The 21,871-nt window shown below is 70.3% G+C and carries 20 protein-coding genes and 1 pseudogene; 8 read left to right on the forward strand and 13 right to left on the reverse strand.

Annotated features, from left to right (window positions below):
- The 3 genes and pseudogenes from QHF84_RS36775 to QHF84_RS36785 form a co-directional block, all read right to left on the reverse strand.
- Nucleotides 1–339: pseudogene (locus QHF84_RS36775) on the reverse strand (hypothetical protein); the annotation flags it as partial.
- 42 nt (nucleotides 340–381) lie between these two features.
- Nucleotides 382–861, reverse strand: coding sequence for a TraR/DksA family transcriptional regulator (locus tag QHF84_RS36780; protein ID WP_281318206.1), 480 nt, complete (start codon nucleotides 859–861; stop codon nucleotides 382–384).
- Between the two features lie 108 nt (nucleotides 862–969).
- Nucleotides 970–2,970 (reverse strand): hypothetical protein, encoded by a 2,001-nt coding sequence (locus tag QHF84_RS36785; protein ID WP_281318207.1) that lies wholly within the window; start codon nucleotides 2,968–2,970, stop codon nucleotides 970–972.
- A 102-nt stretch (nucleotides 2,971–3,072) separates the two neighbouring features.
- Between QHF84_RS36785 and QHF84_RS36790 the strand changes: the two genes are divergently transcribed.
- Complete coding sequence (locus tag QHF84_RS36790; RefSeq protein WP_281318208.1) at nucleotides 3,073–3,807, forward strand: hypothetical protein; 735 nt, start codon at nucleotides 3,073–3,075, stop codon at nucleotides 3,805–3,807.
- Here the strand turns inward: QHF84_RS36790 and QHF84_RS36795 are convergent.
- The 3 genes from QHF84_RS36795 to argC form a co-directional block, all read right to left on the reverse strand.
- Nucleotides 3,773–5,011, reverse strand: coding sequence for an NAD(P)/FAD-dependent oxidoreductase (locus QHF84_RS36795; protein ID WP_281318209.1), 1,239 nt, complete (start codon nucleotides 5,009–5,011; stop codon nucleotides 3,773–3,775). The genes QHF84_RS36790 and QHF84_RS36795 overlap by 35 nt on opposite strands.
- Nucleotides 5,012–5,026: 15 nt before the next feature.
- Entirely contained in the window at nucleotides 5,027–7,150 is a 2,124-nt protein-coding gene (gene argJ / locus QHF84_RS36800) for a bifunctional glutamate N-acetyltransferase/amino-acid acetyltransferase ArgJ (RefSeq protein ID WP_281318210.1), read from the reverse strand.
- Nucleotides 7,151–7,217: 67 nt separating this feature from the next.
- Nucleotides 7,218–8,264 (reverse strand): N-acetyl-gamma-glutamyl-phosphate reductase, encoded by a 1,047-nt coding sequence (gene argC / locus QHF84_RS36805; protein WP_281318211.1) that lies wholly within the window; start codon nucleotides 8,262–8,264, stop codon nucleotides 7,218–7,220.
- 198 nt (nucleotides 8,265–8,462) lie between these two features.
- Between argC and QHF84_RS36810 the strand changes: the two genes are divergently transcribed.
- The 4 genes from QHF84_RS36810 to QHF84_RS36825 all read left to right on the forward strand — a co-directional run bounded on the left by QHF84_RS36810 (nucleotide 8,463) and on the right by QHF84_RS36825 (nucleotide 12,253).
- Nucleotides 8,463–8,798: a hypothetical protein gene (locus QHF84_RS36810; RefSeq protein WP_281318212.1), complete on the forward strand. Its 336-nt coding sequence runs from the start codon at nucleotides 8,463–8,465 to the stop codon at nucleotides 8,796–8,798.
- 28 nt (nucleotides 8,799–8,826) lie between these two features.
- Nucleotides 8,827–9,312, forward strand: coding sequence for a hypothetical protein (locus QHF84_RS36815; RefSeq protein ID WP_281318213.1), 486 nt, complete (start codon nucleotides 8,827–8,829; stop codon nucleotides 9,310–9,312).
- A gap of 130 nt (nucleotides 9,313–9,442) precedes the next feature.
- A complete protein-coding gene (locus QHF84_RS36820) occupies nucleotides 9,443–10,972 on the forward strand; it encodes a protein kinase (RefSeq protein ID WP_281318214.1) in 1,530 nt (509 codons plus the stop codon).
- A gap of 3 nt (nucleotides 10,973–10,975) precedes the next feature.
- Nucleotides 10,976–12,253 carry an agmatine deiminase family protein gene (locus QHF84_RS36825; RefSeq protein WP_281318215.1) on the forward strand — a complete coding sequence of 426 codons (1,278 nt, stop codon included), beginning with the start codon at nucleotides 10,976–10,978 and terminating at the stop codon, nucleotides 12,251–12,253.
- 6 nt (nucleotides 12,254–12,259) lie between these two features.
- On the opposite strand, the gene QHF84_RS36830 is transcribed toward QHF84_RS36825, so the two are convergent.
- From QHF84_RS36830 to QHF84_RS36845, 4 genes are all read right to left on the reverse strand, one after another.
- Nucleotides 12,260–13,081, reverse strand: a complete 822-nt coding sequence (locus tag QHF84_RS36830) for a carbohydrate-binding family 9-like protein (protein ID WP_281318216.1) — start codon at nucleotides 13,079–13,081, stop codon at nucleotides 12,260–12,262.
- Nucleotides 13,082–13,095: 14 nt separating this feature from the next.
- Nucleotides 13,096–14,766 (reverse strand): signal recognition particle protein, encoded by a 1,671-nt coding sequence (ffh, locus tag QHF84_RS36835; RefSeq protein WP_281318217.1) that lies wholly within the window; start codon nucleotides 14,764–14,766, stop codon nucleotides 13,096–13,098.
- Between the two features lie 82 nt (nucleotides 14,767–14,848).
- A complete protein-coding gene (locus QHF84_RS36840) occupies nucleotides 14,849–15,265 on the reverse strand; it encodes a hypothetical protein (protein ID WP_281318218.1) in 417 nt (138 codons plus the stop codon).
- On the reverse strand, nucleotides 15,262–15,804 hold the full coding sequence (locus tag QHF84_RS36845; RefSeq protein WP_281318219.1) for a hypothetical protein: 543 nt from the start codon (nucleotides 15,802–15,804) through the stop codon (nucleotides 15,262–15,264). Before QHF84_RS36845 ends, QHF84_RS36840 begins: the two co-directional genes overlap by 4 nt.
- A gap of 139 nt (nucleotides 15,805–15,943) precedes the next feature.
- On the opposite strand from QHF84_RS36845, the gene QHF84_RS36850 reads away from it, so the two are divergent.
- On the forward strand, nucleotides 15,944–16,660 hold the full coding sequence (locus QHF84_RS36850; RefSeq protein WP_281318220.1) for a hypothetical protein: 717 nt from the start codon (nucleotides 15,944–15,946) through the stop codon (nucleotides 16,658–16,660).
- Nucleotides 16,661–16,678: 18 nt separating this feature from the next.
- On the opposite strand, the gene QHF84_RS36855 is transcribed toward QHF84_RS36850, so the two are convergent.
- Entirely contained in the window at nucleotides 16,679–17,539 is an 861-nt protein-coding gene (locus QHF84_RS36855) for an alpha/beta hydrolase (RefSeq protein ID WP_281318221.1), read from the reverse strand.
- A gap of 73 nt (nucleotides 17,540–17,612) precedes the next feature.
- Between QHF84_RS36855 and QHF84_RS36860 the strand changes: the two genes are divergently transcribed.
- Nucleotides 17,613–17,783: a hypothetical protein gene (locus QHF84_RS36860; protein WP_272418041.1), complete on the forward strand. Its 171-nt coding sequence runs from the start codon at nucleotides 17,613–17,615 to the stop codon at nucleotides 17,781–17,783.
- 411 nt (nucleotides 17,784–18,194) lie between these two features.
- A complete protein-coding gene (locus tag QHF84_RS36865) occupies nucleotides 18,195–18,866 on the forward strand; it encodes a hypothetical protein (protein ID WP_281318222.1) in 672 nt (223 codons plus the stop codon).
- A 79-nt stretch (nucleotides 18,867–18,945) separates the two neighbouring features.
- Here the strand turns inward: QHF84_RS36865 and QHF84_RS36870 are convergent, their stop codons facing one another.
- Together QHF84_RS36870 and QHF84_RS36875 are read right to left on the reverse strand one after the other, a co-directional pair.
- Nucleotides 18,946–20,121: a serine protease gene (locus QHF84_RS36870; protein ID WP_281318223.1), complete on the reverse strand. Its 1,176-nt coding sequence runs from the start codon at nucleotides 20,119–20,121 to the stop codon at nucleotides 18,946–18,948.
- A complete protein-coding gene (locus tag QHF84_RS36875; protein WP_281318224.1) occupies nucleotides 20,118–21,848 on the reverse strand; it encodes a hypothetical protein in 1,731 nt (576 codons plus the stop codon). Before QHF84_RS36875 ends, QHF84_RS36870 begins: the two co-directional genes overlap by 4 nt.
- Nucleotides 21,849–21,871 lie beyond the last annotated feature (23 nt).

The raw sequence follows: 21,871 nt of genomic DNA on the forward strand, positions 1-21,871 counted from the left end.
GCCGGCGCCGCCGCTGCCGCTTCCGCCAGCGCCGCCGCTGCCGCCAGCGCCACCGCTTCCGCCCACGCCGCCGCTTCCGCCGCCGCCGGTGCCGCCGACGCCGCCGCTTCCGCCCACGCCGCCCGCGCCACCACTTCCGCCCACGCCCCCCTGCCCTCCCGCGCCGCTGGACGAGGCTGAGGACGATGACGACGAAACAAACGACCCGTCAGCCCCCGCATCCACGGGCGCAGGCGACACCGTCTCGACCGGCGAGCACGCGAACACGAGGGCGGGGAGCGCGAGCGCGGAGAGCACCCCCGCGCTGCGCAAAAACGAGCGATCTCGGCGGCGAATCACCCCCGAGACCTTATCAGGCAGCCGCTCCCGCCGGGCCGCTTTTCAGATGCCGCCGCGCGTGCGGGCCTCGCGCTCGAGCTGCTCCTGGTACTCCACGCTGAAGCGCGCCCACGGCCGCGAGCGCAGGCGCGGAAAACCGATCGGCTCGCCCGTGCCCTCGCACAGGCCGTACGTGCCGTCGCTGAACTTCGCGAGCGCGCGGTCGATCTCCGAGAGGAGCTGCACGTCCCGTTCGAGCAGGCGCGAAGCCATCGCCGTCGCGCCCTCGATGTTTGCCTCGTCCATCTCGTCGCCGACTTCGCGCCCGGTGTCGCGCTCTTGCTCCTGGCGCGTCTCGATGCTCGCCAGGATCTCCGCGCGCCTCGTCTCCAGCAAGGTGCGCAGCTCTTCGCGCTGCTCCTGCGTGAGCTCGGGTTGCTCGTCGATCGACTCGGGGTTCAGCGCACCTGCGCGCGTTGCCGGCCTCGCACCGGGCCCTCGCGGCGCGATGCTCCCGATCCCTACTCCCTTTCGAGCGTCCATGGTCCCCTTTGCCGTTCGGCGAATGTTTTCCGGACGAACGGCAAGGGACATGCCCCTCGCCCTGCGCACGAATCGCACGTCGTGCCGGAGACGAGGAGCCTAGCAGGCTCAGCGGCGCGCGCCGCCCACTCCGAGCGTCTTGATGAGCCAGCCGATGTCCTCGAACGTCGCCTTCGAAGCCGTGATGCCTACCTCACCACGGGGTGCGTCCACGGTGCCCGTCGAGCTCGTCGTGACGAAGATCGGCGTCTCGCCTTGGTGCGGCATCGTGGAGACGGCGCGGACGAGCTGCTCGACCTTCGCATCTCCCTGCGAGCCGAAGACGTCCTTCATGCGCTCCAGGCTCTTGACGAGCGGGCCCATCGAGAGGAAGCCCGCGCCCATGAAGGTGCCGCGGCGGAGCGGCTCGAGATCCGTGCGCGACGCGATCGTCCCCGCGTCCGGCGCGCCGGTCTTCACCGCGAGCAGGCGCTTGACGAGCCCGTCGGGCTTGCCGCCCCCGACGGCGAGCCACGTGCGCGACTTGCCATCGGTCATGAGCAGGACGTGCACCTCGAAGCTGACGAGATCCTTCTGCGTGGCGCCCTTGATCTCGAGCAGCGCCGCCGGGACGTTCTCGATCTTGATCGACAGATCCAGCGAGTCGGGCCCGAGGGCCGCGGGGCCAGGGCCGACCTTCACCTTGGGCAGCGCCTTCGAGAGCTCGGGTCCGAGCTCCTTGCGCAGCGGATCCTGAAAACCCTTGCGGTTGTAGACGTCCGCGACCTTGCGGAGCTGCTTTCCGAGGTTCGCCGAGCCCTCCTCGTAGCCGGCGAGGCTCCAGCCGAGCCAGCCGTTCACGAGGGCGTCGGCCTCTTGCTGCGGGGTGCGCTTTCCGCCCTTCACGTCCACGACCTCGCCGCGGCCGCTCGCCGTGACCGTCTCGACGTCCTTGCCCATGGGCCAGTCGAAGAGCTCCCCGACCGCGCGATGATCGGCCTCGGAGCCGATGTTCACCTTCGCGAGGACGCCTTCGACGAGGAGGCGCGCCGTGCGCAGGATCGGCTGGAAGCGCTTCGGGTCGGAGCCGCGGCCGTAGAAGACGCTCGCGCTGTCCTTGGGCGCGCGCCAGAAGATCGCCGGCGGCGGGCCCGCGCGCTCGGGCCGCTCGCCCATGAGGCCGCTCACCCAGGAGTTTTTCCCGCGCATCGCGAGCGAGGTGCTCGAGCGCAGGCACGTGGCCGGATCCATGGAGACGTCGACCGTGAGTTTGTCCGCGTCCTGCGCGAAGGCGACGATCTCGTCCGCGAGGCCCGTGGCCGCGTCGACGATCGCGCGGTCGAACTTGGGCTCACCGATGGCGAGCTCGGCCTGCGCGATCACGGGCAAACCCTGCACCTGCGTGCGAAGCAGCGAGCCATACCGGGCCTCGGCCGGCGCGATGCGCACTTCGAGGTGCATGTCCGAAGCTGCGCCGGCCTGCGCCGGCAACGTGCGCGTGAGGTACGGGGCGAGCGTGGTGACGTCCTTCTCCTTCGGCCCGCACACGAGCCGCGCCGGCGTCGCGCCCGCGGACGCCGCGATCACGCACGTCGAGCTCGACCTGCCGCCGATGCGAAACATGCCCGGGCCGAGCTCCGTGACGGGGCCCGCGCCCTCGACGGCCATCTTCGCCTTTTCGATGGAGGTGAGGCCGAGCGAGAACGCCACGAACGCGCCGGGGCGCTTCGACTGCGTTTCGAGAGAGGCCACCGCGAAGACGGGCGCGTCGAGGGAGACGACGGCCGCGAGGCTGCGCACGTCGACGTTGCTCGACACGACGTCGCGCAGGAGCTTCCGGAGCTCGCCCTCGACGCCGCCCATGAGCGGCTCGGGCGGAATGGCCGCGCACGTCCCGAAGTTGTTCAGCGTGGCCGCGGGGTTCTTCCAGCCGAAGTACGCGACGACGTCCTCGGGCTCCGGCACCGGCGAAAGATCGTAGGCCGTCTCGGTCGGCTGAGGGGCGGCGACTTGCGCTGCGCCCTTTTCTTTCGAGGCATCGGCCGGCGTCTTCGTGGGTTCGACGGTCGCAGGCGACGGGCCACACGCGAGGGCGAGGAGAGCAAAGGCCGGAAGGAGCGACGTACGCATGGGCCGCCTTATACGGCGGGCCGATGCGGGCGTCGAGGAGAGCCAGATTCACGCGCAGGCTCGGGCTTGCGTTCCGCGCGACCTCGTCCTACGCCGAGCTTCATGCGTCTACGGCCCCGCTTCGACAAGCTGCTCCGCATCTCGACCCTCGGATTGCCGGCGCTCGTTGCCGCCTTTGCCGCGGCGTGCGGCGGCGAGTCGACCCCGCCCCCGGCCAACCCCGAGCCGCCCCCCGCGGCGACGACCGCGCCCGCGCCGACGGAGGCCCCGACGGCCGCGCCCGAGACGCCTCCGCCCCAACCGACGGCGTCGGCGAGCGCCGAAGCGCCGCCCCCGCCGAAGTCGTCCGCGGAGGAGCGGCCGCCGGTGCTGATGAGCTCCGACAAGGAGCTGCAATCGGTCTTCACCACGAGCCCCGGCGCGAAGCTCGAGCTCGGCGACGACTCGGGCCGCGCCGTCTTCCGCATCCGCGAAGGCTCGCTCGGCTCGCCGCACATCATCACGTTCAAGATCGACACGAAGGGCAAGTCGACCGGCGTGCCGATCGGCAAGATCTACCGGCTGCTCGTGCAGATCGAGAACTCGCCGGATCTGCCCACGCTCGAGACCCTGGACAAACCCTTCGAGTTCAGCTTCCCCGCGGGCAACAAGAAGGACGCGAACCTCGCGATCGGCGAGTTGAAGGTCGACGACAAGGGCCGCGAGAAGATCACGTGGACCGTGGTCGCGCCCGAGAAGATCGACGACTCGACGGGGATGGCCTTCTTCAAGATCAAGTCGATCGGCAACTACTTCATGCACGTCACGGCGAAGCCCCCGACCGAGGCGCCCAAGTGAAACGCGCCTGATCGATCGCCCAGCCGAACAAAGCCCCCCCGAGATCGAGCGCGCTCCTGCCGAGCGCGCGCCGATCGACTCGTTCACCCGCGAAATAATCCATCCCCGCCCGCGCGAGCGCGTGCGAGCCCGTGACCCATCGTTCGATCACGGGGCGCGCGCCGCCGTACACGAAGCGCGCCGCACGCGCGCGGAGTCGTAGATCCAAACCGAGGCGGCTCGCGCGGAGCACCGAGGGGAACGCGGCGAACGAGAGGTCGCCCGCGTCGAGCGCACGCGCGAGGAACGGGCCTGCGACGGAGCCGTACTGGATCGCCTGCGCGATGCCCTCGCCGAGCGCCGGATCGATGCCCGCCGCCTCACCCACGAGGAGCACGCGCGGCCGCGCGAAGGGCTCGTGCAAGGAGAGGCCTCGTTCGGCGAAACGTCGCAGCGAGGACGCGGGCACGGGCACGCCCTGATCGTTCGCGCGGGCGAGGAGCCGCTCGGCCGGCGCAGGTTCGGTCGCGGCGCGCTCGGGTACGCCGTCGGCGCGGAGCTCGTAGATGCCACGACAAACCAAGGCTTCTCCGTGGACGAGCGTCGGAAAATCCCACGCGTACCCGGGCAAACCCCGCGCAGCCATGTCGAAATGGAGGACGTCGCGCGGGCCGTCGCCGCGCGCGTCGGGCGTGTCGACCTCCACGGCCTGCGCCATGAACGCGCCGCGCGGCAAGCCGAGCGCGCGCCGCACGACGCTGCCGACGCCGTCTGCGCCGACGACGGCGCGGGCGCGAATCTCGCCGATCGAGGTCTCGATCCGCGCGTCGTGCGCGCCGACCACGAGGCCGGTGACCTTCACGCCGTCGCGCACGCGGATGCCACGCGCCAAGGCCTGCCGCGCAAGAGCGTGATCGAACTCGAAGCGGCGGACGACACGGCCGATCGGCGGCCCCTCGGCGCGCGCGGCGAGCCTTCGGCCCGAGGCGTCCACGGACAAACCGTGGATCGGGACCGACGGGACGAAGGCACGCACGCCGATGGACGCGAGCAGCCGATCCGCGCGCGCGCCGATCGCACCCGCGCAGATCTTTTCGCGCGGATAGGTCCCTCGTTCGAGCACGACGATCCGCTCGGCGAGCCGGGGCGCGGCGTGCGCGAAGAAGAGCGCCGTCGAGATGCCGGCGGGGCCTCCGCCGACGATCACGATCTCCGCGTCGAGCATGGCGCGAACGCGGGCTCAGCCCATGGGGAATTCTTCGCCCTCTTTGGGCGCACCGGCGCGGATCATCGTGCCGACGCCGCGCGAGGTGAAGAGCTCGGCCACCACGTTGTGTGGGACGCGGCCGTCGATGATGTGCACCGTCTCCACGCCGCCTTCGAGCGCGCGCAGGATCGACGCCGCCTTCGGGAGCATGCCGCCCGTGACCGTGCCGTCGCGCATGCGCGCGTCGAGCTCTTCCGCGCTCATCTCCGACACGAGCAGCCCGTTCGAGAGGATGCCCGCGACGTCGGTCAGGTAGATGAGCTTGCGCGCGCCGCACGCGACCGCGACCTCGGCGGCGACGGTGTCGGCGTTGATGTTGTACGTGTTCCCGTCCTTGCCGAGGCCGATCGGCGAGATGACGGGGATGTACCCCTTGCCGAGCAGAAGCTCGAGCACGTCGGGATCGATCCGCGCGACCTCGCCGACGTAGCCGAGGTCCTTGCCCGGCGGCATGTTCATCTTGCGCGCCTCGATCAGGCCGCCGTCCTTGCCGGACAAACCCACGGCCTTCGTGCCCGCGCGCGCGAGCGAGGCGACGACCTCCTTGTTGATCTGGCCCGTGAGGACCATCTCGACGACACGCAGGCTCGCGGCGTCCGTGACGCGCAGGCCGTCGACGAACTCGGTCGTTTGCCCCATCTGCTCGAGCGTGCGCGAGATCTCCGGGCCGCCGCCGTGCACGATGATCGGCCGGAGACCGACGGCCTGGAGCAGGCGCACGTCCTCGGCGAAGCGATCCTTGAGGTCGGAGCGCACCATCGCGGCGCCGCCGTACTTGATGACGGCGCGCGTGCCGGCGAAGCGCTCGATGTAGCGGAGCGCCTGCACGAGCGTGTCGGCCTTGAGCTCGGGCGTCTTGTGGTCGAGGCTCGGGTCGCGGCGGACCGGGCCCTCGGGGTCGACGAGCACCGCGGCGTAGTCGGCGTTGATTCGTACGTAGTCGTAGGAAAGGTCGCAGCCCCAGGCCGTCGCCTCACCCACGCCCGTGCCGACCTCGATGTCGACGAAGACCTCTTCGCCGCGGAGGAGCGCGCGGAGCGCGTCGGCGTCGAACGGCTGCGGCTTGCCCTGCGCGTAGACGAGGACGTTCTGCAGGCGCACGCTCGCGACGGCCGGATCGAAGCGAAGGTGCTGCTCGGCCGCGCGCGAGCCGACCGCCGCGAGGACACGGCCCCAGTTCGGGTCGGTCCCGAAAAACGCGGCCTTCGCGAGGTTCGACTCGGTGACGGCGCGAGCGAGCGCGCGCGCGGACGTGAGGTCCTCGGCGCCGCGCACGGTGACCGTGATGAGGTGCTGCGCGCCCTCGCCATCAGCGGCGATGCTGCGCGCGAGCTCGCGGCAGATGTCGATGAGCGCCGCCGCGAAGCTCTGCGCCTCGGGCGAGTCGCGGCGCGTGATCGGGTCGTTCTCCGCCATGCCGTTCGCGAGCACGAGGACCTGATCGTTCGTCGACGTGTCGCGATCGACGCTGACCATGTTGAAGGTCTCGTCGACCGCCGCGTGCAAGATCCCGTCGAGCACGGAGACGTCGATCGCCACGTCGGTCACGAGGAACGCGAGCATCGTGGCCATGTTCGGGTGGATCATGCCCGAGCCCTTGGCGATGCCCGCGATGCGCACGCGATCCCCGCCGAGGAAGATCTCCCGCGAGGCGAGCTTCGTGCACGTGTCCGTCGTGAGGATCGCCTCGGCCGCAGGCGTGGGATCCTGGCTGAGCTTGGCGATGAGGCCGGGGACCGCGGCGGAGACCTTTCCGTGCGGCAGAGGCACGCCGATGACGCCGGTCGAGCACGTGAGGACCGCGTCGACGGGGACGCCGAGCGCATCGGCGACGGAGGCGGCCATGCGCTGGTTCGCCTGGACGCCTTCTTCACCCGCGAGGCAGTTCGCGTTGCCGCTGTTCGCCACGATCGCGCGTGCGTCCTTGCGAGGCAGCCGCGCGACGTTCCAGTCGACGCACGCCGCGCGCGACTTCGAGCGCGTGAAGCATCCGGCCGCGACGGCGGGCACCTCGGAGAGCACGAGCGCGAGATCGGGGCGTTTGACCTTGATGCCGGCAGAGGCCCCGGCAAACGAGAATCCAAGCGGTATTTTCACGGGCCACCTCGGGGTAGGGGGAAGCCGCGGCGCGCGTCGCGACGCGGGGGAGCCCTTCTTGGGTCAGTCAATGCGGCGAAAGCGGCGGCGCGCCGATCATGGCGCAGAGGTTCTGGAGCGCCTGGGAGGCGGCCCCCTTCAGCAGGTTGTCGAGCGCAGACGTGACGACGACCGAGCCCCGCTCGGCATCGGCACGAACGCCGAGGCGCGCATACGGAGTGTACGCGACCTGGGCGAGCGTGACGTCCTCCGGCGCGCGCACCTCGACGAGGTCCGCAGGAGCGTACGCGCGGCGGAAGAGCGCCTCGATCTGGTCGGGCGCGACCGTGCCCGAGAGGCGCGCGAAGGCCGTGACGAGCAGGCCGCGGCGCACGGGCAAGAGGTGCGGGACAAACGTGACGGAGGCGCGCGCGCGGCCCGCGCGCGAGAGCGCTTGCTCGATCTCGGGTGTGTGCTGGTGGTTGCCCACGCGATACGGCGAGAGGTTCTCGTCGACCTCCATGAACGTGTAGCGCTCTTCGACCTTGCGGCCCGCGCCCGACACGCCGCTCTTGCCGTCGACGTACATCGACGCGGGGTCGATCGCGCCCGCCTCGACGAGCGGCGCGAGCGCGAGGATCGCGGCCGTCGCGTAGCAGCCGGGGTTCGCGATGAGGCGCGCGTCCTTCGCGCCGCCGGTGCGCGTCGAGGCCGAGGCGACCTCGGGCAAACCGTAGTGCGCCTCGGCGAGCAGCTCGGGCGCGGGATGCTCGAAGCCGTACCAGCGCGGATACGCGGCCGGATCTTCGAGGCGAAACGCGCCCGAGAGATCGACGACACGCACGCCGTGCGCGAGCAGCTCCGGCGCGAGCTTGGCCGAGACCTCGGCGGGCGTCGCGAGCAGCGCGACCTCGCTCTGCCGCGCCACCGCGACGGCGTCGCTCATCGGCGCGACCGGGAGCTTCGAGACGCTCGCGGGCACACGCACGCGATCACCGAGCTTCGATCCTTGCCACCGATCCGCGGCGACACCGACGAGCGAGAGGGAACCGTGGTCGGCGACGAGCCGCGCGAGCTCGCTGCCGGCGAAGCCGCTGACGCCGAGGATCGAGACGGGGACTTTGGACGCGCTCACGGGCGCGCTTCCCTACAGAGCGTCGGAGCCCTTGTCAAACGGTTGTGCATGCCCGCCGCATGATGGCACCTCGGTTGCTCGTCCCAGTCGCAAGCGAGGTGACCTGTGCGGATCAGAAGCAACGTTGGCGCCCGGGACGGACGATATCGGCAAGCGAATCGCGGCGCATGGATTTTGCTGCCGTTTTTCGCATTCTCGATGCTGGCCGCGGGCTGTACCGCGACGCTGTCGGCCGGGACCCCGAACGTGGGCGGGTACGACGTGGCGTACGCGGAGGCCGTTCCCATCGATGTAAATCGGTACCCGGCCGCCGAGTATCGGGGCCGGCTCGCTTACCTCGTCGAGGGGCGCTGGTACTGGCCGACGGACAGCGGCTGGGTCGTGTTCCTCGATGAGCCGCCTGAGCTCGCGTATTACCGCTCGCGCGTCCAGGCCGCGCCGCGCGCCGTGCCGCCGCCCGCGGTCGAGTACGGCTATCCGCCGGTTCGTCCCACGAAACCGCGCGAGATCCATCGCGAGTACCGGCCTCAATGACGGACAACTGACAGGGGGAGGTGTTTCCATGCGCGATTCGATCATCAAATGGGCAGGCTCCGCGGCCTTTCTGCTTTCGCTCGCGCCCGCCGCGATGGGGTGCCAGGCCGAGGGGTCGGTCGTGTACGTGCCCGTCGGCCGCAACACGGGGACGGTGACGCAGAGCTGGTCGATCGGAGGACGCTTCGACCGGAGCCTCTGCCGAACCTACGGCGCCGATCGCATGGAGCTCGTCATCCGTGACACGTCCGGGCGAACCGTGGCGCGCGCGTATCAGCCCTGCGAGGAGATGCAGATGAGCGTGAGGCTGCCCGAAGGGACGTACAGGGGCGACGCGACGCTCATCGCCCGCGACGGGTCAGAGGTGAGCACCACGCTCGAGCTGCAGCCGTTCCGCATCCTTTCGAACACCGACACGTTGATCGACACCGACTTCCCGACGTCGTCGATGCTCACGGTGCTCTCGGTCGACGCGGTCGCCGCGAGCGAGTCGGTCGACGAAAGCGCCCCCTGATCCAAGGGACGCGCCGAGGGGACGCGAGAGACGCGCGCCGACAGACGCGTCGGTCTTGATCTGCGTCCCCCATTTCATCCATGCTCTTCGCGCTCGCCTCCTTCGTCCAGCAAGGCGGCGCCTCGCCCACGTGCTCGTACCCGACGCGCTTTTTCACGGCCGATACCGCGTCATCCGCTGCATCAAGGCGGGCGGCATGGGCGCCGTGTACGAGGTCGCCGACGAGGCGACGCGTCGCCGCCGCGCGCTCAAGGTGATGCTGCCGGGCACCATCGAGGACCCGATCCTGCGCGAGCGGTTCGCGCAGGAGGCCACGATCACGGGCGGCATCGAGAGCGACCACATCGTCCACGTCTCCGACGCAGGCATCGACGAGAGCACGCGCATGCCGTTCCTCGTGATGGATCTGCTCTCGGGCGAAGAGCTCGGCAGCATGATCGCGCGGCGCGGCGCCCTGCCGCCGGCCGAGGTCGTGCTCTACCTGGGACAGGCGGCGATCGCGCTCGACAAGACGCACGCGGCGAACATCGTGCACAGGGATCTCAAGCCCGAGAACCTGTTCGTCACGACGCGCGACGACGGAGGCCCGTGCGTGAAGATCCTGGATTACGGCGTCGCCAAGGTGATGGTGGAGACGACGTTCCAGCGCCGCACCGCGATCGTCGGCACGCCGCTCTACATGGCGCCCGAGCAGGTCCAGGGCGACGGCGCGATCGGCCCGCGCGCCGACGTCTACGCGCTCGGCCACCTCGCCTACACGCTGCTCTCGGGCGAGGCGTACTGGATGAGCGAGGCGAAGAGCTCGCTCTCGTTGTTCGTGCTCTTCAAGCGGATCATGGCGGGCCCGCCCGAGCCCGCGACGACCCGCGCGGCGCGGCGCGGCGTGCGGATCACGCCCCCGTTCGACGCCTGGTTCTCGCGGACCACGAACCTCGAACCGCAGAAACGCCCCGAGCGCGCGACACAGGCGATCGCCGAGCTCTGCGAGGCCCTCGGCGTCGTGACCTCGAACGCGACGATCGCGGTCGCCCTGCCCCCGCCGTCGAGCCCGCGCCTGCCGCCGTCGATGCCCGCGCGTCCGGCGCCGGCCCCCGAAAGACCACTCCTCTACGCGGACGCGCCGGCGACAGCCCCGCTCTCGGCGAAGCCGCCGAAGAGCAAGGCGAAGCCGGTGGACGAGTCCTGGGAGGACAACGTCCCGCTCTTCCGGGATCCGGCGACGGGCGCCTACAGCGAGCGTTATCTGCGCCTGACGCTCGACGAGGCGATCGCGAAGGCGAAGATGACGGGAACGAAGTTCTCGATCGTCGTCTTCGAGCTGCCGCTGCGGGGCCTCGATCCGACGCGGGACAAGGCGACGATCGAGGCCGACCTGCGCGAGCTCGTGACCACGCTGCACGGGCTCTACGGGCGAAAGAACTTCCTCGGCCGGTACGGGCCGTCGAGCCTCGTGCTCATCGTGCCGGACGCGGGCAGCAAGTTCTCCCGCGCGCTCGCGAAGGCGCTCAGCGAGAAGCTCCGCGAGGAGTTCGGCAAGCGCAAGGAGACGCGGCGTCTCACGCTGCGGCTGCGCGTGGGCGCGGAGCGGGTCGATCCGCTGGAGAAGTCGGCGAGCGATTTGATCGAGCGGGCGGCGCGGGCGGCCCTGGGCGACGCCTGATCGATGCGTATTGCCCTGGCCTGCCTCGGCGTTCTCCTCGCCGCGTGTTCGAAGGCGCCGGAAGCCGCCGCACCAGAGGCCGAGCCGAAAGAGACGTATTCGTTCCCGGCCGAATTCGAGCCGCACGCGTCGATATGGATGTCGTGGCCGCGCTACGAGAACAAAGCGGGCCACCCGACCGAGCCGGTGATGGAGGCCATCCTCCGCGCGCTCCACGGCCACGTCTCGGTCGATCTGCTCGCTCATGACGAGGTGGAGGCGCGGGTCATCTTGGATCGATTCGCCCGAAACGGCGTCCCCTCGGACCACGTGAAGATCCACGCGGTCGAGCACGGGGACATCTGGATGCGGGACATGGGGCCGATCTTCGTGAAGACGAGCGGCGACGGACGCGCGGTCGTCGATTATGCCTTCAATGCCTGGGGATATCCCGATTTCGACCGATCGAGCCGGACGGGTTTGATCGAGGACGCCGTCGATCAAAACGTGGCCGCGCTGCGGGGCCTGCCGACCGTGCGATCGAGCATGTCGAGCGAAGGGGGCGATCGGGAGTTCAACGGGGCGGGGACGTTGATGCTCACCGAACGGGTGGAGCGGCAACGAAACCCGGGGCTCTCGCGCGAGCAGATCGAGGCGGAGTTGCGGAGGACGCTCGGCGTGCGGCATTTCGTGTGGCTGCCGCAAGGAATCGCGGAGGACGACGCGACCTGGGAAGGGCCACTGCCGGGCGGCATTTACACGCCGCTCACGCCGGGAGGACACATCGACGAGTATGCGCGTTTCGCGGACGCGCACACGGTCCTGCTCGGCGAGGTGACGGAAGCGGAGGCGCGTGAGGACGCGATCCAAGCGATGACACGCGAGCGGCTCGAAAAGGCGCGCGCGGCGATCGAGGCGGCGGGGGATCAGGACGGCCGCCCGTTCAAAATCGTTCGGGTCCCGATGCCCGAGCCGCTTTACGACACACTCGGGCCCGAGGACGGCGTCTACAAGTCGATGAAGGAGATGCGATACACGAGCGGCGTGCCGTTCCCGAAGGGCAAACCGGTGCGGATCATCGTGTCGACGAGTTATCTGAATTTCCTGGTCACGAACGGCCTGGTCCTCGCGCAGGTGTATGCGAAGGAGGGGCGGTCACCGCGCGTGAAAGAAAAAGACGAGGCCGCGCTGCGCATCCTCGGCGAAGCGTTTCCGGGCCGGAAGATCGTCCCGATCGATGCCGAGGCCGTGAACCTCGGCGGCGGGGGCATTCATTGCATCACGCAGCAGGAGCCGCTCTGACGCGGCCTACTCGCGCACCCATTTCACCCGGCCGAACCGCGCCGCCTTGTGAAAATTCCCCATCCCGAGGATCGGGGACCAGGCGACGCCGCCGTTGTTCTGCATCGCATACAAATTCATCCGCCACGTATCCCCGGGCGCGGGGGGCGATGCCTTCGCTTTGGCGAACGATTTCCAGGGGATCCGTGCCTCCACGGTGTATCCCTCGTCCTTGTCCCCGTCCGCGTCGATCGTGCCGCGCAGGACGACCGCGCTTTCGAGACCCGCGCTCCAGTCCTGGTGCCCGAAGGGCCCCGCGTTTCCGCCCCGCGGACGATTGTAATCGTCGAACTGCGAGTCGAAGACGAGGTTCTGCGGGTTGATCTGGATCTCGTAATAATCCTTGTTGTCGCCGTCGCCGTCGGGATCGATCATCACCTCGACGGTATCGCGCTCCCAGAGGTGCGGATCGGGCGCGTCCGTGGGAAAACCGCCGCGGATCGTGGTGTCTTTGACGTCGAAGCCGACGTAAAGCCATTGATCGTCCCAGGCGAGCCGCGCGCTGCCCTGCACCGGGATCCGCGGGTTTGGCGCGCCAGACGAGACGTCGCCGAACGGCCCCGTGTCCGCGGCCTTCGCCCACGCCGGCTCGTCGAGCTTGCCGTCGATCGTGATCGTTTCGCCGGACGCGAGCGCCTTCACGGCGATCTCTTTGATCACGCGCCGGGGATCCTCGCCCGGCGCGCCCTGCGTGTTCGCCCCGCCAACCTGTTTTTCCGGCGGGGTGATCGAATCCCGCGAGCACGCGGCGACGGCGAGCGCGCACGCGACGAAGAGAGCTCGACGCATGCGCCCCGCGTCTCCTACTTCCGGCCCTTCTTCCGCGCGTCGCGCTCGCGCTTGCGTTGCGCCTTCTTCGCGTTCTTCTCGGCCTGGCTGAGCGTACGCATCTTCGTCATGCTCGGCCCCTCGGCGCCGCCGCCCGGCATGCCCATGCCCGGCATCCCCATCCCAGGGAAGCCCGGCATGCCCATGCCCGGGAAGCCCGGCATCCCCATCCCAGGGAAGCCCGGCATGCCGCCCATGCCCGGCATGCCGCCCATGCCCGGGAAGCCCGGCATGCCGCCGCCACCGGCCATGGCCTTCTGCATGTTCCGGAGCTGGGCCATCTGCTTCATGCCGGGGATCTTGCCCATCAGGCCCATGTTCTGGCCGAGGCCCGACATCATCTGCTTCATGAACAGGAACTTCTGCACGAGCTCCGCGACGGCCTCGGGGTTCGTGCCCGAGCCCTTCGCGATACGCTCGGCCCGCTTCGGCTCGCGGATCAGCGCGTAAGGATCGCGCTTCTCGAACTTCGTCATCGACTGGATCATCGCCTCGATCCGCACGAGCTCGCGGTCGTCGAGGTTCACGTCCTTCGGCAAACCGCCGGGGAACATGCCGCCGAGCGGGAGCTTGTCGACGAGGTCCTTGAGCGACCCCATCTTCTGGATCATGCGGACCTGCTCGAGGAAGTCCTCGAGCGAGAAGTCGCCCTGGAGCAAGCGCTCGGCGTCCTTCTCGGCCTTCTTCTGATCGACGACCTGCTCGAAGTCCTGCATGAGGCCGACGACGTCGCCCATGCCGAGGATGCGGCTCGCCATGCCGTCGGCACGGAACTCCTCGAACTTGTCCGTCGTCTCGCCGACGCCGCTGAAGAGGACGGGCGCGCTCGTGACTTCCTTGATGCTGATCGCCGCGCCGCCGCGCGCGTCGCCGTCGAGCTTCGTGAGCACGACGCCGCTGATGCCGAGACGCTCGTGGAAGGCGCGCGCCGTCTTCACCGAGTCCTGGCCGATCATCGCGTCGACCACGAGGAAGATGTTGTCCGGCGCGACGCGCGATTTGATCTCCGCGAGCTCCTGCATGAGCTTCTCGTCGATCGCGAGTCGACCCGCGGTGTCGTAGATGATGACGTCGCGGCCGAGCTTCTTCGCCTCGGCCTCGGCCGCCGCGCAGATCTCGACGGGCGTCTTGCCCGCGATGTTGAAGACCGGGATCTTGATCTGGTTGCCGAGCACCTTGAGCTGCTCGACGGCCGCCGGGCGCTGCATGTCGGCCGCGACGAGCATGGGCTTCTTGCCCTGCTTCGCGATGTAACGAGCGAGCTTGGCGCAAGTCGTCGTCTTACCGGAGCCCTGGAGGCCGACCATCATGAGGCCGGTCGGGCGGCCCGACGCCCACACGATGGGCTCGCCCTCGTGCGACATCATGGCCTCGAGCTCGTCGTGGCAGATCTTGACGAAGTGATCACTCGCCGAGACCTGCATCGTCTCGCCTTCGTGCTTGACCTTCGCATCGAGCGTGCGGCCGACGGCTTTCGCCTTCACGCGGCTCAAGAAGGCCTTCACGACGCCGATCTCGACGTCGGCTTCGAGCAAGCTGAGCCTCACTTCACGGAGCGCGGGCTCGATGTTGGACTCGGTCAGCTCCGTGAGCCCCGCGAGGCGGTTGCGGGCCTGACGAAAACCTCGGGCGAGCGTGTCGAACATACGGGGGCGCTCTTTAGCACGAGGCGCGGGCGTCCCGTACCCCCTCGATCGCGTTTTCCCTTGCCTACTTCCAGGAGGTCCGTCAGCGGCGGCGATGGCGCAGCTCGGCCGTCGCCTTTTCGCAGGCCGGCATGGCCTCGTCGCTGCTCTTCTTGATCTTCTCCTCGGCCGCGGCGAGGTCGGCGAGCAAGGTCGCTGGCACGGGCCCTGCGCCGCCGAGGGCGCGCTTGACAGCCTCGGTGCCCTCCTTGCCTTCGAGGAGGAGCCGGTACGCCTCGACGCAACTGTCCCGGGCACGCAAGGCCTCGGGGCTTCGGGCCGGCTTCTTTTCGAGCGCCGATAGGAGGTTCTTCCGTCCGCCGAGGTCCTCCGCGGGCGCGTCGCGGAGCGCCTCGATCGCCGCGAGGAGCACGCGCTCCTCCTCGGCCTCGGCCGACATGCAGCCGACGAAGGCGCCGACGAAGCCCAGCGCGAAGAGGAGCGTGGTCCGGACGGTCAATCCGCGCCCGCGCGCTTCGGCGCCGGGCCCATCTGGATGCGCTCGCCGATGTACGAGCCGACCATCGTGAAGAGCACGCCGATCACCGCGAGGATGACGTACATGAAGAGCGGCAGCGTCCGGACGGTCTGCGACTTCATGAGCTGAAAGACCGTGGGGATCGCGACGAGCAGCGTGGCGACGACCGGCTCGGCCACCGTCTTTCCAGGCGAGATCATGCCGAGCAGGATGCCCCCGACGAACCAGACGGGCACCGCGACCATCATCCCGTAGCGGCCCTCGAAGTCGAAGGCGCTGACGACCATCGGCAAGCCGACGACGATCGCCGCCGTGAGGACGGCCTGCACGAGCAGCGCGATGCCGGCCCAGGCGACGCTGAAGCCTTCGCTGCCGCGCCGCCCATCGCCGTCGTCGCGGCTCCGGCCGAGCTCCATCGACGCGCCGCACGAGACGCACCGGCCGCTCGGCGGGACGGGCGAGTTCGTCGCGCCGCAGGAGGGGCAGACGACGGAGGAAACCTTCTTCGCGGACGTTGCCACGCGCGTAGGCTAGAAAAGCGAGGGCACGAGGGCAAGAGATCCCCCGCCCGGCCCCGAGGAACCGGACGGGCAGGCGGCGGAAATCCGACGCGGGGCCTGCGGAACCCGGCCCGCCCGGCGATGTCCGTCGGTTATACTCGTGACCGGACACCGCTACCCGACCCCCACCGCCCTGCTCGTGCCCCGCGATCCGTCGCCCACCCTGACCGCGCCCCGCCCGCCGTCCCTCGACGCCGCGGGCTCGGATCCCGAGCTCATCGCGCTGCCCGCGCCGCCGAAACGCGAGCGCACGGCGACGGTGGTGCTGATGGGGATCACGGCGCTCGCGGCCGCCTGGATGGCGTTCGTGCTCTCCGGAGAAGCGCGCTACGCGCTCACGCCGGGCCAGCTCATGGAGGTGCCGGACCTCGCGACGCTCACGCCCGGCGCGGACGTGGAGAACCGCTACGTGCGCACGTCCGGGCTGCTCGGCACGACGGGGGCGATCCGGTACGGGCGCGCGGCGGAAGGGGATTCGTTCCGGCTCGCGCCCGTCGCGGGCAACGAGAAGATCTGGGTGGAGATCCGCGTGCCCGAGGGCTTCGAGGGTCCACGCTTCGTGCCGCCGACGAGCTTCGCCGGCCGGCTCGTGCCGTTCCGCAAAGCAGGCCTGCGCCACGCGCGTCTGCCGGAAGCCGTGCACGCGCAGACGAGCAAGGTCGTGCCCGAGGACGCGTGGGTGCTCATCGACGGAAGCTCGCCGCGCGCGTCGCGCTGGGCCGTCGCGCTGGTGGCGCTGTTCCTGGGCTTCGCGGCGTGGAACCTCGCGGGCATCGTGCGCGTGCTCGCGCGCGTGCGTGACGGCGAAGCGCGCTAGCCTAGCCCTAGCCGCGCGTCACGGCGCGCCGAGGAAATCGAGCAGGATCGGGTTCACGATCTCGGGCCGCTCGAGGTGCACGAAGTGGCCCGCGCGCGGGACCGTGTGCACGCGGATGCCCGCGAGGAAATGTCGCTCGATGCCGCGCGTGAGCTCGACGCCGACGCAGCCGTCGTCCTCGCCGTGGATGTGAATCGCAGGGACGGTCGTCTGCGCGAGCAGCAGACGCCGCGCCTCCCCGAAGAGCGAGCTCGGCGTGAAGAACGCGCGGTAGTAGGCGAGGACCTCGGGCACGCGCGGCGCGATGCCTGCCTTGATGTGATCGAGGTCCTCGCGTGACGCGACGTAGCCGGGGGACCAGTCGCGCCAGAGTCGATCGATGAGCGCGAAGTCGTTCTTCGCGAGGCCACGCTCGGCGATGCCGCGGAGCTGGAAGAACGCGATGTACCAGGAACGGCGGAGCTGCGCGGGGAGCGCGAGCAGCGGGAGCGTGGCGCGGATGTGCGGCACGGCGATCGTGACGAGGTGCGAGAAGCGCGCGGGCGCGAGCGCGGTCGCCGCGTACCCCGCGATGGCGCCCCAGTCGTGACCGACGAGGCGCACGGGCGCGCCGGGCGAGAGTCGATCCGCGAGCGCGACGAGGTCACGGCCGAGTGCTTCGGCGTCGTAACGACGGCTCTTCGGGATGCTGCTCGGCGCGTAGCCGCGCATCGTCGGGCACGCGACGCGGAAGCCTCGCGCGACGAGCGGATCGATCTGGGCGCGGAAGGAGCGCGCGTCGTCGGGGAAGCCGTGCACGCAGAGGACGAGGGGTCCGTCGCCGTGCACGATGCAGGAGAGCTCGACATCGCCGAGGTCGAGCGTCTTCGTCTCGGCCATGACGAAAGCGTACCCGAAGCGCGCGGGGGGGGCGAAGCGCGCGACGCGCGACCACGTGCTAGCGTCAGCGGTGATGAAGCTCGAGCTCGGGATCCCGGTCTGGCTCCTCTGCGGCATCCTCGGCGCCTGGATCGCCACGACGAAGGGCCGCGGAGGCTGCTTCTGGTTCCTCACGTGCGCGGTGCTCGGCCCGATCGGCCTCGTCTTCGCGGCCGTCGTTTCGAAGAAGTCGCAGAAGGACTGACGACGGACGCGTACGTCCCGATCGACTCTCCTCGGCGCGTCCGGCGCGTGTGCGCACGCTCGGGTCGTGGGCGAATAGACGGGGGCAAAATCGGCGCACGCCCGAACGCGCCGGACGAACGCGCTGCGAACCGCCAGCGGCGACGCCGATCGCCTCGGGGCGGACGCGGCGCCAAAGCGCGGCGATCCGTGGAGAGCGCGTGCCGCGTGGTCCGCGAATTCCCCGCATGCGCCTCCGCGCGTTCACGCAGGCTGGATGCGCGGAGCCGGCTCGGCCGACGGCCGCAGCCTTGCATTGCGAGGTGAGCGCGCGCCTCGACGACGAGCACCGCTGCTGGTCACGAGGCGTCGTCCCTACGCGCGGCGCACGCTACGCGCGAGGGCACCACGCGAGACAAGGAGAGGTATCTCGATGAAGAAGTCGATCAAACTCGTCATGGCGGCGGCGATCGCCACGAGCGCACCCTTCCTGAGCATCGGCGACGCGTCGGCGGAAGGTAGCAGCTGCGGCTACACCGGCACGCAGTACGGACCGAGCACGGGCGACATCCAGTACGGCCCGAGCAAGGGCGATCTCCAGTACGGCCCGAGCAAGGGCGGCCTCCAGTACGGACCGAGCAAGGGCGACCTCCAGTCCGGACCGAGCAAGGGCGGGGCGTACTACGGCGACGACGATCAGTACGACATGAACGACGATCAGTACGACATCGACGATCAGTACGAGGGCGACGACGATCAGTACGACGTCGGCGGCGACCTCCAGTACGGGCCCAGCAAGGGCGACCTCCAGTACGGCCCGAGCAAGGGCGACCTCCAGTACGGCCCGAGCAAGGGCGGTTCCCAGTACGGACCCAGCCAGGGCGACCTCCAGTACGGGCCCAGCAAGGGCGGTTCCCAGTACGGCCCCAGCCAAGGCGACCTCCAGTACGGCCCCAGCAAGGGCGGTTCCCAGTACGGACCCAGCCAGGGCGACCTCCAGTACGGGCCCAGCAAGGGCGGTCTCCAGTACGGGCCCAGCAAGGGCGGTCTCCAGTACGGGCCGAGCAAGGGCGGCCCCCAGTACGGGCCCAACAAGGCCTACTGATCGTCGCGGTCGTCGGCTCCTCCTCCCGATCCCGGGCTTCGGTTCGCCCGGGATCGGGTTTTTCTTTTCGAACCCCCGATCACCACGAGCCGTCGCGGAGCGGCTCGGCGCCGAAGAGCTCGGCGAGCACCTTGCGGTACTGATCGGCGAGCCGCACGAGGTCGTGGAAGACCGCAGCGACGTCGTGCTCGCTCGCGAACGCAGTGACGGGCTCGGAGAAGGAGAGCACGACGACGTCCCCCGCGATCGACAGGCGACACACGCCCGAGGTCTGATCGTTCGCCGTGAGCAGGAGCCGGTAGAACGGCTCGTGGTTCGCCGAAGGCACACGCACGAGCGGCACGCGCAGGATCACCTGCAAGCCCGCGTCGTCGAGGCGGATCGTCACCTCGGAGGGCGTCGCGTCTCCGCCGAGCGCGCGATGATGAATGCGCCACGACCGCGGACCGACGCGCGCCTTGTTCGCGACGATCCCGAGTGCGGTGAGCGCATCACGCACCACGCGCTCGGCTCCAGCCGATTGGTTCTCGAAGGCGTGCGGCAGGAGTATGCCGCACGACTCGCAACGATCGTTGTCCGCGGAGAACGCCTCGGTGCAGCCCGGGCAGCGGTGGATGAGCGTGCGCTCGCCGAGCTCCGTCGCAGGCACGTCGAGCGCGCGAAGGTCGCGCGAGAGGAGACCCACGGGGAGGATGCATCGGGCGCGATCGAGCGGATCCCGTCCGCCGCGCCGCGCCGTCGTGATCACGCCGATCACGCGCCCAGCCGTGTCGATCACGGGAGAGCCGCCGCGCCCTGCGCGCGCGCCGAGATCCGGATCGAGCGCCGCGAGCTCGCCGCCGCGCCCCTCGGCGCACACGACGGCCATCGCCGTCACGATCGTATCGCCGGGCGCCGCGATCAGCGTGGTCACGGCCTCGCCGAGCCGCGGCAAAGGATCGGCGCGCAAGGGCAGCGGCGCCGCGCCGATCGCCTCGAGCGGGAGCACGAACGCGAGATCCCGCTCCGCATCCACGGCGACGACGCGCCCCGCCGCGCGCCTTCCCTCCTCGGTCGAGAGCGACACCTCGGCTTGAAACCCGACCGTGCGCCAGCTCGTCACGACCACGCCGTTGCCGAGCGCGACCCACCCCGTGCCGCTCGACGTCCCCGACGTGACCGTCACGATCGATCGCCGCGCGACGCCGAGCACGCTCTCCCCCGCGCCGCCGTGCTGCATGGAATCCCCGAGCGACGAGGCGATACGCGAGCTCATCCGGACGCGATCCTCTTCAGCGCCGTCATCATCAGATCGAGCGCCGCCTGCTTGGGCACGTCGCGATGCGCGTGCGCCACGATGTCCTTCAAGCGTTGCGATGTCTGCGCGGGCAAGCGCGTCCGCGTGAGCAGCTCCGTCAGCGCGCCGAGCGCGAGGAAGTGGCGGAGCGTCGCGTCCTGCGGCGCGAGCTCGATCTCCTCGACGTACTTCGCCAGGTGCTCACGCGCCTGCGCCGCCGTCGCGAGCGGCTCGACGATGAACGCGCGCTCCTTCGGGAGAAGCGCGCGCGCCGCGACGATCCGCTCCATCGCGAGCAGCGCCGGCTCGGCCATCGGGATCGGCGACGACGGACGCTTGCCGCCCGGCGACGCGCTCGGCCAGATCGCCCGCGTCACGCCCGACGCGTTCCGGTAGAGGTACGAAACCGCGTCGGGCACGGCCTCGCCGAACTCGTAGATCGCGCGATACACCGCGGCGCGCACGAGCAAGAGCATCGTCGCGGGCCGCTCCTCGTAGCTCAGCGCCGTCGCGAGCGCCTGCGCCTGATGCAAGAGCTCGCAGAGTTTGTCCGCGGGCGTCAGCGCGCGGCGCGCCGCAGCGTCGTCGAGGTCCGGCGAGCCGGGGCGTGTTACGCCCTCGACCGCGGGCATCCCGGGCACCGTGCGCCGACGCGCGACGGGCGCGGCGAACGGCATCGGCGTCGTGAGCGAAGGGATCGCCCCGAGGCGCGCGGTCTCCGGCGGCGGCTCGCGATCGGGCGGAGGCGGCGCGGCGAACGCGGACGTCTGCGGAACACCGAGCCGCGCGGTCTGCGGCACGTTCTCGGGAGGCGCGAGCACCGGCGGCACGCCGTCCTCGCCGCGCCACGTATCGGAGAGGCGGAACGGCGCGAGCACCGGCGGCAGCTCCTCCTCCGCGACCGGGCCCTTCGCCGCATCGTTCGCGAAGGCCGGCGCGAGGATCGGCGGCAGATCGTCGTCCGGCGGCGACGTGTTGTCCGCGGGCCGGAGCGTCGAGGGCGGCGGCGGCACGACCGATCGTCGCTGCGGCGCGGGCTGCAACGTCGACAGCGTCCGCTTCCTCCCGAGCGACTCCCACCCGCCGCCTCCGCGCGCATCTCCGTGTGCCGCGGTGCGCGCGTCGAACGCCGCCACGAAGATCTCCGCGTACCGCTCCGACGTCGCCATCATTTCGCGGATCACGTGCCGCACGAGCGGCGGCGACGCGGCGCCGAGCTGCGTGACGAACCGCAGGAGGAGCAGATCGTCCCGCAGGCACACGCGCGACGTCATCGCCTCCTCGTCGCAGAGCTCGAGCGACAGACGCATCGCGGGGACACGCTGGCTGCGCGGCAGACGCGCCACGGGCGATTCCACGATGAGGTGCATCGACTGCATGTCGAGCGACAGGAACACGCTCGACTCCTTGCCGATGAGCGCCCAGCCCGGCCCCTCGGGGAGGTTCACCGCGCGCGCCGTCAGGTTCGACTCGGCGGAGGCCACGATGCCGAGCGCGCGCGCATACTCACCACGCCGGAACGCCTCCGTCGCTCGCTCCAGGCCCGAAGGATCGAGCGACGCGTGCCCGCGCGGCACGAACCTCCGCATCGAATCTTCGAGCGCCAGCGGGGCGCGGTACTCCCCGCAGGCGTCGCAGCGTGGCCCGTGGACGGGCCATCCGCACACCGTGCAGAACTCCCGGGCCGTTCGGCTCGCGGCACCCACCGCGCAGAGGATAAAGCGAACGC

Source organism: Polyangium sp. y55x31 (assembly GCF_029946505.1).
Lineage (GTDB): Bacteria > Myxococcota_A > Polyangia > Polyangiales > Polyangiaceae > Polyangium.

Bases quoted from the DNA above. Each gene is read 5' to 3' on its own strand.
- QHF84_RS36780 (WP_281318206.1), bottom strand. From the start codon at position 861: ATGGACGCTCGAAAGGGAGTAGGGATCGGGAGCATCGCGCCGCGAGGG.
- QHF84_RS36785 (WP_281318207.1), bottom strand. From the start codon at position 2,970: ATGCGTACGTCGCTCCTTCCGGCCTTTGCTCTCCTCGCCCTCGCGTGT.
- QHF84_RS36790 (WP_281318208.1), top strand. From the start codon at position 3,073: ATGCGTCTACGGCCCCGCTTCGACAAGCTGCTCCGCATCTCGACCCTC.
- QHF84_RS36795 (WP_281318209.1), bottom strand. From the start codon at position 5,011: ATGCTCGACGCGGAGATCGTGATCGTCGGCGGAGGCCCCGCCGGCATC.
- QHF84_RS36810 (WP_281318212.1), top strand. From the start codon at position 8,463: ATGCTGGCCGCGGGCTGTACCGCGACGCTGTCGGCCGGGACCCCGAAC.
- QHF84_RS36815 (WP_281318213.1), top strand. From the start codon at position 8,827: ATGCGCGATTCGATCATCAAATGGGCAGGCTCCGCGGCCTTTCTGCTT.
- QHF84_RS36825 (WP_281318215.1), top strand. From the start codon at position 10,976: ATGCGTATTGCCCTGGCCTGCCTCGGCGTTCTCCTCGCCGCGTGTTCG.
- QHF84_RS36830 (WP_281318216.1), bottom strand. From the start codon at position 13,081: ATGCGTCGAGCTCTCTTCGTCGCGTGCGCGCTCGCCGTCGCCGCGTGC.
- ffh (WP_281318217.1), bottom strand. From the start codon at position 14,766: ATGTTCGACACGCTCGCCCGAGGTTTTCGTCAGGCCCGCAACCGCCTC.
- QHF84_RS36855 (WP_281318221.1), bottom strand. From the start codon at position 17,539: ATGGCCGAGACGAAGACGCTCGACCTCGGCGATGTCGAGCTCTCCTGC.
- QHF84_RS36860 (WP_272418041.1), top strand. From the start codon at position 17,613: ATGAAGCTCGAGCTCGGGATCCCGGTCTGGCTCCTCTGCGGCATCCTC.
- QHF84_RS36865 (WP_281318222.1), top strand. From the start codon at position 18,195: ATGAAGAAGTCGATCAAACTCGTCATGGCGGCGGCGATCGCCACGAGC.
- QHF84_RS36870 (WP_281318223.1), bottom strand. From the start codon at position 20,121: ATGAGCTCGCGTATCGCCTCGTCGCTCGGGGATTCCATGCAGCACGGC.